Raw genomic sequence first — 14,300 nt, forward strand, 5'->3', positions numbered from 1 at the left:
GCGTGCGACGGCCGGTGCGGTCCGGCGCCGGCCCGCGCGCCGTCGAAGTTTCGACCGGACAATCGCTTTCGAACGAGGTCATTCGATGCAACCAGAAGGGCAATTCCAGCACATCGCGGCGCGCGAGCAGGGTCTGCGCCGCACGCTTTCCGCACGGCAGATGGCGATGATCGCGATCGGCGGTGCGATCGGCACGGGTCTCTTTCTCGGCAGCGGGTTCGCGATCGGCTTCGCGGGCCCGAGCGTGCTCGTGAGCTACGCGATCGGCGCGTTCATCTCGCTGCTGCTGATGGGCTGTCTCGCGGAGATGACGGTCGCGCACCCGACCTCCGGGTCGTTCGGTGCGTACGCCGAACATTACGTGAGCCCGTGGGCCGGGTTTCTCGTGCGCTACGCGTACTGGGCGTGCATCGTGCTCGCGGTCGGCACCGAAGTCACCGCGATCGCGCTGTACATGAAGTACTGGTTCCCGGGCGTGCCCGGCTGGCTGTGGATCGTCGGCTTCTCGGCGCTGCTCGTGTTCGTCAATGCACGCAGCGTCGACGTGTTCGGCGCGGTCGAATACGGTTTCTCGGTCGTGAAGATCGCGGCGATCGTCGGCTTCATCGCGCTCGGCGCGTACGTCGTATTCGGCGATCCGGTGCTGGTCGGCACCGGCGCGGCGCGTGCCGGCTTCCATCATTACGTCGATCACGGCGGGTTCTTTCCGAAGGGCCTGTGGGGGATGTGGGTCGCGGTGATCGTGTCGATCTTCAGCTACCTGAGCATCGAGATGATCGCGGTCGCGGCGGGTGAGGCGGAAGACCCCGAGCGCGCGGTCACGCGCGCGTTCCGCTCGACGATCGTGCGGCTCGTGCTGTTCTACCTCGTCACGCTCGCGCTGATGCTCGCGATCGTGCCGTGGACGGCGGCAGGGCGCGACGAGAGCCCGTTCGTGAAGGTGATGGAGGCGATCCACTTGCCGGGCGCGGCCGGGCTGATCAATTTCGTCGTGCTGATCGCGGCGCTGTCCGCGATGAACAGCCAGCTCTACATCACGACGCGGATGATGTTCAGCCTGTCGCGCGCGGGCCATGCGCCGAAGGCGCTCGGCGAAGTGAACGGCCGTGGCGTGCCGTTCGGCGCGTTGATGCTGTCGACGCTCGGCATCGCGCTCGCGACGGTGTTGAGCGTGCTGTATCCGGACGCGTCGTTCACGATCATGATGGCGGTGTCGATGTTCGGCGCGCTGTTCACGTGGATGATGATCTTCGTCACGCACTATTGTTTCCGGCGTCGCCGCGCGGCGCTCGGCCTGCCGGCGCCTGCATTCCGGATGCGCGGCTTTCCGCTGCTGACGCTGCTCGGTGCGGGGCTGATGCTCGCGGTGATGGTGACGACCTACTTCACGGCCGAGTTCCACATGACGCTGATCTTCGGGATTCCGTTCCTGATCGTGCTGTCCGTCGTGTACGCGGTGTGGTATCGGCGCGCGCAGCCGGTGCTGCAACCGGAAGCGAAGTAGCGGCGGGGCGGGTTCAGCCCGCCAGCGCCGGCAGCGCGTCGATCGACGCGCGCACGTAGTCGGCGAAGCGCAGCGCGACCGGTTCGGTGGTGCCGCTGCGCTTCAGTTCGAGCGTGCGCGATTCGAGCGACGCATCCTTCAGCGGCCGGAATGCCAGCCGGTCGCTCTTCACTTGCTGCAGCACGCGCGGCACCAGCGCGATGCCCATCCCGAACTCGATCATCGACAGGATCGTCTGCCACAGCCGCGCCTCGTGACGGATCAGCGGGCTGAATCCCGCGTTCACGCATTGCGCGATGATCAGGTCGTGATAGTGCGGCGCCGCTTCACGCGGAAACAGGATGAACGGCTCCGCGGCCAGCGTGGCGAGCGCGACCTGCCGGCGCCGCGCGAGCGGATGCGCGGCCGGCAGGCAGCACATGAACGGTTCCGCGTAGACGGGCGTCGATTCGACCTCGGGCGGGCAGTGGCCCCAGTGCGCGTAGCCGAGATCGATCTGGCCGCGCTGGATCGCCTGCACCTGGGCCTGCGTGTTCATTTCGCTCAGCACGACCTCGACGCCCGGATAGTCGGCCTCGAAGCGCCGCACCGCATCGGGCAGTCCGCGATACAGCATCGAATGCACGAAGCCGATCCGCAGCCGGCCCGCGAGCCCCGACGCCGAACGCACGGTGAGGCGCTCGGCCTCGGCCGCCTGCAGCAGCAGCCGGCGCGCTTCGCCGAGCAGCACCGCACCCGCATTGGTCAGTGCGACGGTCTTGTTGGTCCGGGAAAAAAGCTGCACGCCGAGCGCTTCCTCGAACTTGCGGATGTCGAAGCTCAGCGCCGGCTGAGAGATGAACAGGCGTTTCGCCGCACGCCCGAAATGCAGCTCCTCGGCGACCGCCACGAAGTAGCGCAATTGCCGCAGTTCCATGCTGTCTCCTCGCCGCCTCGGCATTGATAAGCGCCGTCTATCGTACCGGATAAATCCTGTATTGGACGCTTATCAATCGCGCGCCTACGCTCTGCTGAACGACTGGCATCGGCCGGCCGCGCCGCCACGGCGCGGGCCCCGGCCGACAGCCGGGCCACCATGGAGACGCACGCATGAACGACACCGCTCGCACGCCGGAGGCCGGCGCATCCAATATCCCCGACAGCCGGGGCATCAATTTCTTCACGGCCGATCCGGATCTCGGCGCATTGCTGAAGCTGCATCTCGGCGCCGAACAATACACGGCACTCGAACTCCGACTGCATGCGCTCGGCGCACGCGTGTCGGGCGAGCTCGACGAATGGGCGTCGCGGGCGGACAAGCATCCGCCCGTGCTCGAGTACCGCAACCGGCGTGGCGAAGCCGTGCAGCGGATCGACAAGGATCCCGCCTACGTCGCGCTCGAACGCGTCGCCTATGCGGAGCTCGGGCTCGCGTCGCTGAGCCACCAGCCCGAGGCGGTGGCGCCGCTCGTCAAATACGCGCTGACGTTCCTGTTCGTGCAGGCCGAATTCGGCCTGTGCTGCCCGGTCAGCATGACCGATTCGCTCACGCGCACGCTGCGCCGCTTCGGCGAGCCGGCGCTCGTCGAGCGCTACCTGCCGATGCTCGCGTCGCGCGATTTCGACACGCTGTTCCAGGGCGCGATGTTCATGACCGAGCAGGCGGCCGGCTCCGACGTCGCGCGCATCGCGACGCGTGCGGCGCGCGAAACGGACGCGCAGGGCAACACGCGCTGGCGTCTGTACGGCGACAAGTGGTTCTGTTCGAACGCGGACGCCGATCTCGCGATGGTGCTGGCGCGACCCGACGGCGCGCCGGACGGCATCAAGGGCCTCGCGCTGTTCCTGCTGCCGAAGACGCTGCCGGACGGCACGCGCAACGCATACCGGATCGTGCGGTTGAAGGACAAGCTCGGCAGCCGCTCGATGGCGAGCGGCGAGATCGCGCTCGAAGGTGCGCAGGCGTATCTGATCGGCGAGATCGGCCGCGGCTTTCACCAGATGGCCGACATGATCAACATGTCGCGGCTGTCGAACGGCGTGCGGGCGGCGGGGCTGATGCGGCGCGCGCTGAACGAGTCGCTGCACGTGGCCGCGAATCGCGCCGCGTTCGGCCGCAAGCTGATCGAGATGCCGCTGATGCAGCGCCAGCTGATGAAGATGCTGCTGCCCGCCGAGGCCGCGCGCGCGATGTTCATGCAGATCGCGCTGCTGCTGCCGCAGGCGGATGCGGGTGACGAGCAGGCCGCGCGCTGCGTGCGCATCCTGACGCCGCTGATCAAGTTCCGCGCGTGCCGCGACGCACGCCGCGTGACCGGCGATGCGATGGAGGTGCGTGGCGGTACCGGCTACATCGAGGAGTGGAGCGATGCGCGCCTCGTGCGCGATGCGCATCTCGGCTCGATCTGGGAAGGCACGAGCAACATCGTCGCGCTCGACGTCGCGCGCGCCGCGCAGCGCGAGCATGCGCTCGACGCGCTGCGCACGTTCCTCGGCGACCGGCTCGGCGCGGCGCCGTTGCCCGACGCGAGCCGCGCGGCACTGCGGCGCATTCTGACGCGCGCGTGCGACGCGCTCGCACGGGTCGCGGCGGACGGTGACGATGCGCGCGTGCGGCAGGCCGCGTCGGCGCTGTATTACGCGAGCGCGGCCGTGCTGATGGCATGCGAAGGCGTGCGGCTCGCGCCCGATTACCGGCGCCTCGCGCTCGCGCACCTGATCGTGCGTCACAAGCTGCTGCCGGTCGACCCGCTTGCGCCGGCGTCGCGCGACGACGGACCCGCGGCGTTCGACGCGCTGCTGCGTGGCGCGCCGCTGCCGCTCGACCTGGCGCTCGACCTGCTGCCGGAGGTCGAACGATGAGCGCGACGCGAGGGGCACTGGACGGCCTGAAGGTCGTCGACCTGAGCCGCGTGCTCGGCGGCCCGTACTGCACGCAGGCGCTTGCCGACCACGGCGCGACGGTCGTCAAGATCGAGCCGCCGGACGGCGACGAGACGCGCGGCTGGGGGCCGCCGTTTCTCGGCGACACCGCGTGGTACTTCATGGGCGTGAACCGCAACAAGGAAGGGCTCGCGCTCGACCTGTCCCGCGACGAAGGGCGCGCGATCCTGTGGCGCCTGCTCGAAGAAGCCGACGTGCTCGTCGAGAACTTCAAGCCCGGCACGCTCGCGCGCTGGGGGATGGACTACGCACGCGACCTGCAGCCGTGTTTTCCGCGCCTGATCCACTGTGCGGTGACGGGCTTCGGCGAAGACGGCCCGCTCGGCGGGTTGCCCGGCTACGACGCGGTGATCCAGGCGATGGCCGGGCTGATGAGCGTGAACGGCGAGCGCGACGGCGGCGCGATGCGCATCGGCCTGCCGATCGTCGACATGGTCACGGGGCTCAACGCGCTTGCCGGCATCCTGCTCGCGCTCGCGGAGCGGGAGAAGAGCGGGCAGGGCCAGTCGATCGACATCGCGCTGTACGACTGCGGCGTGTCGCTGCTGCATCCGCACCTGCCGAACTTCTTCGGCTCGGGGCGCGTGCCCGAGCGCAGCGGCAATGCGCACCCCAACATCGCGCCGTACGACAGCTACCGCACGGCTACCGTGCCGATCTTCCTCGCGGTCGGCAACGACCGGCAGTTCGCGCGGCTCGTCGCGCATCTCGGCGTCCCCGCGCTGGCCAGCGACCCGCGCTTCGTCGACAACCGCAGCCGCTGCGCGCACCGCTCGCAGCTGAAGGTCGAGCTCGAGGCTCGGCTCGTGGCGCATCCGTGCGAGCCGCTCGCCCGCGACCTGATGGCAGCGGGCGTGCCGTGCGGGCCGGTGCGCAATGTTGGCGACGTCACGCACGACCCGCATGCGCTGCACCGGAACCTGTTCGTCGAGCTCGGCGCGTATCGCGGCACCGCATCGCCGGTGAAGCTGTCGCGCACGCCGGCAACTTACCGTATGCCGCCGCCCGCGCTCGGCCGCGACACGCGGGCGGTGCTCGATCGCCTCGGCGTCGATCCGGCGCTCCAGCAGCAACTGCTCGACGCCGGCGTGCTGAAGGTCGCACCGGACCCGACGTGACCGGCCGAGGGGGCGGCTGCATGTGAGCGCCCTCGGCGGACGAAACGAAACGCAACACCGCAACACCGCAACACCGCCAGCCGGCGGCGCAATGCCGGCCATCCGGCAACGCGCGCGACAGTCGCGCGGCCGATCACGAACATGGAGACATTGATGAGCCGTCCGCAATCCCCGTCTGCCGCGCAACTGCGGCCCGGCCGTGCCGCCCTCGCGGCATTCGTCGGCACCACGATCGAGTGGTACGACTTCTACATCTACGGCACGGCCGCAGCGCTCGTGTTCGGCAAGGTGTTCTTTTCCAGCACGATGGACCCGGGCGTCGCGACGCTGCTCGCGTTCGTCACGTTCTGGGCCGGCTTCGCCGCGCGGCCGCTCGGCGGGATCGTGTTCGGCCATCTCGGCGATCGCGTCGGCCGCAAGACGGCGCTCGTGATCACGCTGGTGATGATGGGGCTTGCGACGACAGGCATCGGCCTCTTGCCCGGCCACGCGTCGATCGGCGTATGGGCGCCGGTCGGCCTCGTCGTGCTGCGCGTGCTGCAGGGCATCGCGGTCGGCGGCGAGTGGGGCGGCGCGGTGCTGATCGCGAGCGAGAACGCGCCGAAGCATCGCAGCATCCTGTATGCGGCGTTCGCGCAGCAGGGTTCGCCCACCGGCAACCTGCTCGCGACGGCCGCGTTCTTCGCGCTGAGCGCGCTGCCGACGCCGTCGTTCCTGATGTGGGGCTGGCGCATTCCGTTCCTGCTGTCGGCCGTGCTCGTGATCATCGGCATGGTGATCCGGCTGCGCCTCGAGGAATCGGTCGACATGCAGCGCGTGCTCGCGCGCAAGCGCACCGTGAAGCTGCCGCTGCGCGACGTCGTGCGCGACCACTGGCTCGTCGTGCTGCTTGCGGCCGGCACGCTGCCGGTGATCAACGTCACGTATTTCCGCAGCACGTTCGCGCTGTCGTGGGCGACCAAGGAGCTCGGCTATGCGCAGGGCACCTTCCTCGGCATCCTGTCGATCTCGCTCGTCGTGCAGTTCCTGATGCAGCCGATCGGCGCGTGGTTCGTGTCGAAGGTCGACATGCGGCGCGCGATGTGCTGGATCCTGATTCCGGAGATCGTGTTGATGCCGGTGATGTTCCATGCGCTCGCCACGCGTTCGTACTGGGTCGCCGTTGCGGGGATGTGCATCTCGACGATTCCGTCCGCGATGTTCTACGGCGCGGTCGGCGGCGTGCTCGCGCGCGTGTTTCCGGCCAACATCCGCTACACCGGGTTGTCGCTCGCGTACCAGTTGAGCGCGCTCGTCGTCGGCGGCGGCACGCCGGTGCTCGCGCAGGCGATCCTGAACGCGACCGGCAGCATCGTCGGCGTCGCGATCGCGTCGGGGCTCTATGCGCTCGTGTCGCTCGCGTGCATGCTGGCGCTGCTGAATCGCACCGGCTATCGCGCGGACGAACTGTCGACGGCCGAGCGCAGCGACGCGGCCGAATGGGGCACCGAAAGTGTCGGCGCCGACCACCCGGCCGGCGCGGCGACGCCCGAGGATGAGCGCGGCACGTTGAAACCGGCGGGGTAGGCCGGACGGGGTAGCGCAGCGCTCTGCCAAAAAGCGCTTCGCCAAAAGCAAACGGCACCGTGCGATACACGGTGCCGTTTGTTTTTTTACGCGACGCGGCCGGCACGGCCGCCATCGCGATTCAGGGTGCTCAGCCTTCGGTCGGCGGCACGTAGCCGGACGCCTGGTCCGCGCCGTCGCCGAAGAAGTACTTCTCGGTCTGCTTCATCAGGTACTGGCGCGCGCGCGGGTCGGCCATGTTCAGGCGGTTCTCGTTGATCAGCATCGTCTGCTGCTTGAGCCAGCCTTGCCACGCTTCCTTCGACACGCTTTCATAAATACGCTTGCCGAGTTCGCCCGGCAGCGGCGGGAAATCGAGTGCCTCAGCTTCCTTGCCGAGCTTTGCGCATTGGATCATTCGAGCCATCGTGTACTTCTCCTGTAGTCGGTGTCTGGGGGGAGGGCAGTCGTGCCTGCGCTCAGAGCTGTTTCATCAGCACGAGCGACTTGCGCTGCCAGTTATAGAGTTTGCGGCGGTCTTCCGGCAGGTCGTCGACGCTGACCTTGACGAAGCCGCGCTTGAGGAACCAGTGCTCGGTGCGCGTCGTGAGCACGAAGATGTGCGTGAGGCCGCGCGCACGCGCGCGCTGCTCGATGCGCTTGAGCAGGCGTTCGCCATCGCCGGAACCTTGCGCTTCCGGTGCGACCGTCAGGCACGCCATCTCGCCGATCTTTTCCTGCTGGTACGGATACAGCGCCGCACAGCCGAACAGCACGCCATCGTGCTCGATCACCGAGAAGTGGTCGATGTCGCGTTCGATCTGGTGACGGCCGCGCCGCACCAGCGTGCCGTCCGATTCGAGCGGCTCGATCAGCGACAGGATGCCGCCGACGTCGTCCGGCGTCGCTTCGCGCAGGCTCTCGAGGTTCTCGTACGAGATCATCGTGCCGACGCCGTCGTGCAGGAACAGTTCGAGCAGCATGCTGCCGTCGAGCGACTGCGGAATCAGGTGGGCCCGGGTCACGCCGCCGCGGCATGCGCGGATCGAGTGCTTCAGGAAGAACGCGTCGTCGCCCTGGACGTTGCCGGAATCGAGCAGTTCGGCGGCCGCATCCAGCGACATTTCGCGGACCAGCTCGCCTTCGTCGTCGACGATGCCGGGTGCTTCGGTCAGGAAGATGATCTTGTCCGCGCGCAGCGCGATCGCGGCGGCCGATGCGACGTCTTCCATCGACAGGTTGAACGCTTCACCGGTCGGCGAGAAACCGAGCGGCGACAGCAGCACGAGCTTGCGGCTCGAGAGCGAATGACGGATCGATTCGGCGTCGATCTTGCGCACGATGCCCGTGTGCGCGAAATCGACCCCGTCGAGAATCCCCACCGGCCGCGCGGTCACGAAGTTGCCGGACACGACGCTGATGTGCGCGTGCGCCATCGGCGAGTTCGGCAGACCCTGGCTGATCGCGGCCTCGATGTCGAGACGCACTTCGCCGGCCGCTTCCTTCGCGGACTCGAGCGCGCGCGCATCGGTGATGCGCAGCCCGTGCGAAAACTCGGATTCGACACCATGCAGGCTCAACTGCTCCTCGACCTGCGGCCGCGAGCCGTGCACCAGCACGATCTGGATCCCCATCGCCTGCAGCAGCGCGATGTCGGACACGAGCGCGTTCAGCAGCCCCTGCTGTACCACTTCGCCGCCGAACCCCACGACGAACGTGCTGTTGCGGAACTTGTGAATATAGGGCGCGACGGAGCGCATCCAGTCGACGAACTGCGCGTGGCTGGCGGCCGAATCGTCGGCGGCCGGCGACGTCGCGGCGTCGGTCTGGGCGGGAGGGAGGTCGGTTTGGGAATTCATGGGCGGGATTATAATGCGCCCCCATGTCGAATGTTTCTAAAAGTCCCGCGCCGACGCGGGCCAATACGCCGTCGGCCCGGCACCCGGATGGTGCAGCCGATGCGCGCGAGCCGCAGGGCCAGGCGCCGCGCCAGCAGCAGGAAAAGCCGGCGGGCACGCCGGCACACGCGCCGCGCGGCGACGACCGGCGCGGCGATGCGCGCCAGCCGGCCGCCAAGGGTGCGTCCCAGGCCACCGGCGAGCGCGCACCGCGCCGCGAGCGTACGCCGCGCGCCGCAGTCGCACCGAATCCCGTTCCGCCGATCACCTATCCCGAAAGCCTGCCCGTATCGGGCAAGCGCGACGAAATCGCGCGCGCGATCGCCGGTCATCAGGTTGTCATCGTCTGCGGCGAAACGGGGTCGGGCAAGACCACCCAGTTGCCGAAGATCTGTCTCGATCTCGGCCGCGGCCTCGGCGCCGGCGGCACGGGGCTGATCGGCCACACGCAGCCGCGGCGCCTGGCCGCGTCGTCGACCGGCCGGCGGATCGCCGAGGAACTCGGCACGCCGTTCGGCGAAGTGGTCGGCTACAAGGTGCGCTTCACCGACAATCTCGCGCCCGGCGCGTCCGTCAAGCTGATGACGGACGGCATCCTGCTCGCCGAGACGCAGACCGATCCGCTGCTGAAGGCGTACGACACGCTGATCATCGACGAGGCGCACGAGCGCAGCCTGAACATCGACTTCCTGCTCGGCTACCTGAAGGAGATTCTCCCGAGGCGGCCGGACCTGAAGCTGATCGTCACGTCCGCGACGATCGACGCCGACCGCTTCGCGCGCCATTTCGGCACCGACGAGCGCCCGGCGCCCGTGATCGAGGTGAGCGGGCGGCTGTATCCGGTCGAGATGCGTTACCGGCCGGTGGCCGAGGATCGCCCGGCCGTGAAGAACGCCGAAGGCACCGGCGGCCGCGACCGCGTGAAGACCGCGCGCGAGGCCGAACGCGACCTGATGGACGCGATCGTCGACGCGGTCGACGAGCTGTGCCGCGAAGGCTCCGGCGACGTGCTGGTGTTCCTGCCCGGCGAACGCGAGATCCGCGAAGCGGCCGAGGCGCTGCGCAAGCACCACCCGCCGCATACCGAGATCCTGCCGCTGTTCGCGCGGCTGTCGGCGGCCGACCAGGACAAGGTGTTCAAGGCGTCGAACGCGCGCCGGATCGTGCTCGCGACCAACGTGGCGGAAACGTCGCTGACGGTGCCGGGCATCCGCTACGTCGTCGATACCGGCCTCGCGCGCGTGAAGCGCTATTCGTACCGGAACAAGGTCGAGCAGCTGCAGGTCGAGTCGATCTCGCAGGCCGCCGCGAACCAGCGCGCGGGCCGCTGCGGCCGCGTGGCCGACGGCGTGTGCATCCGCCTGTACGAAGAAACCGACTACCAGGCGCGCGCGCGCTTTACCGATCCGGAAATCCTGCGCTCGTCGCTCGCGTCGGTGATCCTGCGGATGAAGTCGCTGCACCTGACGGCGATCGAGTCGTTCCCGTTCCTTGAACCGCCGCCCGGGCGCGCGATCGCGGACGGCTACCAGCTGCTCAACGAACTCGGCGCGGTCGACGACGACAACGCGCTGACGCCGCTCGGCCGCGAGCTCGCGCGGCTGCCGCTCGACCCGCGCGTCGGCCGGATGATTCTCGCCGCGCGCGACCAGCAGTCGCTGCGCGAGGTGCTGATCATCGCGAGCGCGCTGTCCGTGCAGGATCCGCGCGACCGTCCGATCGAGGCGCAGGAGCAGGCCGACCAGGCGCATCGCCGGTTCGCCGACGAGCGCTCCGAATTCCTGCAATGGCTGAAGATCTGGGCCTGGTTCGAAGAGGCCGTCGCGCACAAGAAATCGAATCGCCAGCTCGTCGACGCGTGCCGGCAGAATTTCCTGTCGCACCTGCGGCTGCGCGAATGGCGCGACGTCCATTCGCAACTGCTGACGGTCGTGCGCGAGCATGGCTGGCGGCTGAACGAAGTCGAGGCGACCTACGAACAGGTGCATCTGGCCCTGTTGACTGGCCTGCTCGGCAACCTCGGCATGAAGGCCGACGACGATCCGCATTACCTGGGCGCGCGCGGGATCAAGTTCTACCTGTGGCCGGGCTCCGCGCTCGCGAAGAAGGCCGGCCGCTGGGTGATGGCGGCCGAACTCGTCGAGACGAGCCGGCTGTACGCGCGCTGTCTCGCGAAGATCGAGCCGGAGTGGGTCGAGAAGATCGGCGCGCACCTGCTGAAGAAATCGCTGTCGGAGCCGCACTGGGAGAAGCGTCCCGCGCAGGTCAGCGCGTTCGAGCGCGCGACGCTGTACGGGCTGCCGATCTACCACCGCCGGCGCGTCGCGTTCGGCAAGCAGGATCCGGCACGCGCGCGCGAGCTGTTCATCCGCGGCGCGCTGGTGGAGGGCGAATTCGACACGAAGCTGCCGTTCTTCGCGCACAACCGCAAGCTGCTCGCCGACATCGAGCAGCTCGAGCACAAGTCGCGCCGGCAGGACGTGCTGGTCGACGACGAGTTGATCTACGCGTATTACGATCAGGCGCTTCCGGAGGGCATCCATACGGGCGCCGCGTTCGAGCGCTGGTATCGCGACGAGGTAAAGAAGGGCGGCCAGCCGGACGACAAGCAGCGGCTGCTGTACCTGTCGCGCGACGACCTGATGCGCCACGAGGCGGCCGGCGTGACGACCGAGCTGTTTCCGAAGCGCGCGACGATGGCCGGTGTCGAGATGGCGCTCACGTACCACTTCGAGCCGGGCACGCCGCGCGACGGCGTGACGCTCGCGGTGCCGCTGTACGCGCTGAACCAGGTCGATGCGCGCCGCTGCGAATGGCTCGTGCCGGGGATGCTGAAGGAGAAGGTGCAGCTGCTGCTCAAGTCGCTGCCGCAGAAGCTGCGCCGGCACTGCGTGCCGCTGCCCGAGTACGCGGCCGGGTTCGTCGAGCGGATGGGCCGCGAGCGCTTCGGCGCGGGCGGGCTCGTCGAGGCGCTGATCGCCGACGTGCGTGCGCAGACGCAGGTCGCGATGAAGACGGCCGACTTCAAGCTCGAGACGCTGCCCGCGCACCTGTTCATGAACTTCAAGGTGATCGACGAGCACGGCCGCCAGCTCGCGATGGGTCGCAACCTCGCGCAGCTGCGCCAGGAGCTCGGCGCGCAGGCGCAGCAGCAGTTCCAGAAGATCGCGGCGGCGTCGACGATCTCCCCGAGCGGCGAAACCGACGCGGGCGACGCCCCGGTGTCCGCTGCCGGGCAGGCACCGGCTCCGGCGGCGAAGGGCGGCAGGGCGGGCAAGGGCGCCGCGCCGCAGACGGCCGCGCCGGCGGAAGCGGGCGCGACGGCGCTGTATGAAAACCTGACGACATGGAACTTCGGCAAGCTTCCCGAGCTGCTGGAGATTCGCCGGCGCGGCCAGACGCTGTACGGCTACCCGGCGCTCGTCGATCGCGGCACGCATTGCGACGTCGAGGTGTTCGACTCGCCGGAGGAGGCCGCGCGGATTCACCGGGCCGGCCTGCGGCGCCTGTTCGCGCTGCAACTGAAGGAGCCGATCAAGTTCCTCGAGAAGAACCTGCCGGGGCTGCGCGAGATGGCGATGCAGTACATGTCGCTCGGCACGCAGGACGAACTGCGCGACCAGCTGATCGACACGGCGCTCGACCGCGCATGTCTGCAGGATCCGCTGCCCGACGACGACGCGAGCTTCCATGCGCGCCGCGACGAGGGCCGCAGCCGCCTGAACCTGCTCGCGCAGGAGATCGCGCGGCTCGTCGGGCAGATCCTCGCCGAATACGCGGGGCTTGCGAAGAAGCTCACGCAGGCGAAGCCGTTCGCGCAGGCCCACGCCGATCTCCAGCAGCAGCTTGCGGCGCTGGTCGGCAAGCGCTTCGTGATCGACACGCCTTACGTGCAGCTTGCGCACTTTCCGCGCTACCTGAAGGGCATCGCGCTGCGGATCGACAAGCTGAAGGCCGATCCGGCGCGCGACGCGAAGCAGTCCGTCGACCTGTTGCCGCTCGTCCAGCAGTACCAGCGCGCGGTGTCGCAGCGCGGCGGCGTGGCGGACTCGCGGCTCGCGGAATTCCGCTGGCTGCTCGAGGAACTGCGAATTTCGTTGTTTGCGCAGGAACTGCGCACGCCGATGCCTGTCTCTGTCAAGCGTCTGCACAAGGTCTGGGAGTCGATGCAGCGTTAGTGCAACAGCGGTTTTCCGGACCCGCACCGGCCGCACGGCCGTCGCGGCGTGCGTCGAAGTGGCGCAACGCCGGTTCCCGTCAACCGGCGGGGCCGGTCGAACGTTTTACAATGACAGTTGTTCCACGACGTGAGTCTTCATGCGCACTTTCCTTTCTTTCGGCCGCACGCTCGCGCTGGCCGCCGCCGTACTGGCGCCCGCCGCACACGCGAATAACGTGATCGTCCTCAACTCGGCCGAAGCGACGCTTTCCCTGATCGATCAGCAGACCCGCCAGGTCGTCTCCACGATGCCGACCGGCAAGGAGCCGCACCACCTGATGATCACGCCCGACAATTCGTCGCTGATCGTCGCGAATTCGGTCTCGAACAGCCTGATGTTCCTCGATCCGAAGACGGGCAAGCTGCAGCGCACCGTCGAAGGGATCGACGATCCGTACCAGCTCGGCTTCTCGCCTGACCGCAAGTGGTTCGCGGCGGCGGGGCTGCGCCTCGACCGCGTCGACATCTACAGCTACGACGGCCGCGACCTGCACCTCGCGAAGCGCGTGCCGCTCGAAGTCATGCCGAGCCACCTTGCGTTCACGAAGGACAGCAAGACGCTGCTCGTGTCGCTGCAGGTGTCCGGCGAGATCGCAGCGATTGATCTGCCGACGCAGACGGTCAAGTGGAAGATGAAGGTCGGCAAGGTGCCGGCGGGCCTGTGGCTCACGCCGGACGACAAATACCTGCTGGTCGGGATGACCGGTTCCGATTACGTCGCGGTGGTCGACTGGCGCAACCAGAAGGTCGTCAAGCAGATCGTGACGGGCAAGGGCGCGCACAACTTCCGCTCGCTCGCCGACGGCACGCACGTCGCGGTCACGAACCGGGTCGCGAACACGATCAGCATCATCGACGAGAACACGCTCACCAACGTCGGCGACATCACCGGCCTGCTGCCGGGGCCGGACGACATGGAGCTGGCCGCCGACAAGAAGACGCTGTGGGTGACGTTCCGCTTCGCGAAGAAGGTCGGTATCATCGACTTGCCGTCGCGCAAGCTGGTGCAGACGATCTCCGTCGGCCGCTCGCCGCACGGGATCTACTTCTACGACCGCGCGCCGTGGAAGGCAGCGAACGGCGCGTAACGGGCG

9 protein-coding genes are annotated in these 14,300 nt (G+C 68.4%); 6 read left to right on the forward strand and 3 right to left on the reverse strand.

Annotated features, from left to right (window positions below):
- Positions 1-85: 85 nt before the first annotated feature.
- A complete protein-coding gene (locus tag BX604_RS33575) occupies positions 86-1,504 on the forward strand; it encodes an amino acid permease (RefSeq protein WP_098555434.1) in 1,419 nt (472 codons plus the stop codon).
- 13 nt (positions 1,505-1,517) lie between these two features.
- Here the strand turns inward: BX604_RS33575 and BX604_RS33580 are convergent, their stop codons facing one another.
- Positions 1,518-2,420 carry a LysR family transcriptional regulator gene (locus tag BX604_RS33580; protein WP_098555437.1) on the reverse strand — a complete coding sequence of 301 codons (903 nt, stop codon included), beginning with the start codon at positions 2,418-2,420 and terminating at the stop codon, positions 1,518-1,520.
- A gap of 173 nt (positions 2,421-2,593) precedes the next feature.
- On the opposite strand from BX604_RS33580, the gene BX604_RS33585 reads away from it, so the two are divergent.
- The 3 genes from BX604_RS33585 to BX604_RS33595 all read left to right on the forward strand — a co-directional run bounded on the left by BX604_RS33585 (position 2,594) and on the right by BX604_RS33595 (position 7,110).
- A complete protein-coding gene (locus BX604_RS33585; RefSeq protein ID WP_098555439.1) occupies positions 2,594-4,345 on the forward strand; it encodes an acyl-CoA dehydrogenase family protein in 1,752 nt (583 codons plus the stop codon).
- A complete protein-coding gene (locus tag BX604_RS33590; RefSeq protein ID WP_098555442.1) occupies positions 4,342-5,544 on the forward strand; it encodes a CaiB/BaiF CoA transferase family protein in 1,203 nt (400 codons plus the stop codon). Before BX604_RS33585 ends, BX604_RS33590 begins: the two co-directional genes overlap by 4 nt.
- Positions 5,545-5,697: 153 nt before the next feature.
- On the forward strand, positions 5,698-7,110 hold the full coding sequence (locus tag BX604_RS33595) for an MFS transporter (RefSeq protein ID WP_098555445.1): 1,413 nt from the start codon (positions 5,698-5,700) through the stop codon (positions 7,108-7,110).
- Positions 7,111-7,240: 130 nt separating this feature from the next.
- Here the strand turns inward: BX604_RS33595 and BX604_RS33600 are convergent, their stop codons facing one another.
- Together BX604_RS33600 and argA are read right to left on the reverse strand one after the other, a co-directional pair.
- Positions 7,241-7,516 carry an oxidative damage protection protein gene (locus BX604_RS33600; protein WP_096508624.1) on the reverse strand — a complete coding sequence of 92 codons (276 nt, stop codon included), beginning with the start codon at positions 7,514-7,516 and terminating at the stop codon, positions 7,241-7,243.
- A 52-nt stretch (positions 7,517-7,568) separates the two neighbouring features.
- Positions 7,569-8,948, reverse strand: a complete 1,380-nt coding sequence (gene argA / locus BX604_RS33605; protein WP_098555448.1) for an amino-acid N-acetyltransferase — start codon at positions 8,946-8,948, stop codon at positions 7,569-7,571.
- A gap of 23 nt (positions 8,949-8,971) precedes the next feature.
- On the opposite strand from argA, the gene hrpA reads away from it, so the two are divergent.
- Together hrpA and BX604_RS33615 are read left to right on the forward strand one after the other, a co-directional pair.
- Positions 8,972-13,165 (forward strand): ATP-dependent RNA helicase HrpA, encoded by a 4,194-nt coding sequence (hrpA, locus tag BX604_RS33610; RefSeq protein WP_098555451.1) that lies wholly within the window; start codon positions 8,972-8,974, stop codon positions 13,163-13,165.
- Between the two features lie 139 nt (positions 13,166-13,304).
- A complete protein-coding gene (locus BX604_RS33615; protein ID WP_098555453.1) occupies positions 13,305-14,294 on the forward strand; it encodes a YVTN family beta-propeller repeat protein in 990 nt (329 codons plus the stop codon).
- Positions 14,295-14,300 lie beyond the last annotated feature (6 nt).

Source organism: Burkholderia sp. JKS000303, assembly GCF_002563755.1.
Lineage (GTDB): Bacteria > Pseudomonadota > Gammaproteobacteria > Burkholderiales > Burkholderiaceae > Burkholderia > Burkholderia anthina_B.

What these genes read in the sequence shown, in the direction of transcription:
- BX604_RS33590 (WP_098555442.1), top strand. Translation starts at nt 4,342, where the DNA reads ATGAGCGCGACGCGAGGGGCACTGGACGGCCTGAAGGTCGTCGACCTG.
- BX604_RS33615 (WP_098555453.1), top strand. Translation starts at nt 13,305, where the DNA reads ATGCGCACTTTCCTTTCTTTCGGCCGCACGCTCGCGCTGGCCGCCGCC.
- BX604_RS33585 (WP_098555439.1), top strand. Translation starts at nt 2,594, where the DNA reads ATGAACGACACCGCTCGCACGCCGGAGGCCGGCGCATCCAATATCCCC.
- BX604_RS33600 (WP_096508624.1), bottom strand. Translation starts at nt 7,516, where the DNA reads ATGGCTCGAATGATCCAATGCGCAAAGCTCGGCAAGGAAGCTGAGGCA.
- BX604_RS33595 (WP_098555445.1), top strand. Translation starts at nt 5,698, where the DNA reads ATGAGCCGTCCGCAATCCCCGTCTGCCGCGCAACTGCGGCCCGGCCGT.
- BX604_RS33580 (WP_098555437.1), bottom strand. Translation starts at nt 2,420, where the DNA reads ATGGAACTGCGGCAATTGCGCTACTTCGTGGCGGTCGCCGAGGAGCTG.
- argA (WP_098555448.1), bottom strand. Translation starts at nt 8,948, where the DNA reads ATGAATTCCCAAACCGACCTCCCTCCCGCCCAGACCGACGCCGCGACG.
- BX604_RS33575 (WP_098555434.1), top strand. Translation starts at nt 86, where the DNA reads ATGCAACCAGAAGGGCAATTCCAGCACATCGCGGCGCGCGAGCAGGGT.
- hrpA (WP_098555451.1), top strand. Translation starts at nt 8,972, where the DNA reads ATGTCGAATGTTTCTAAAAGTCCCGCGCCGACGCGGGCCAATACGCCG.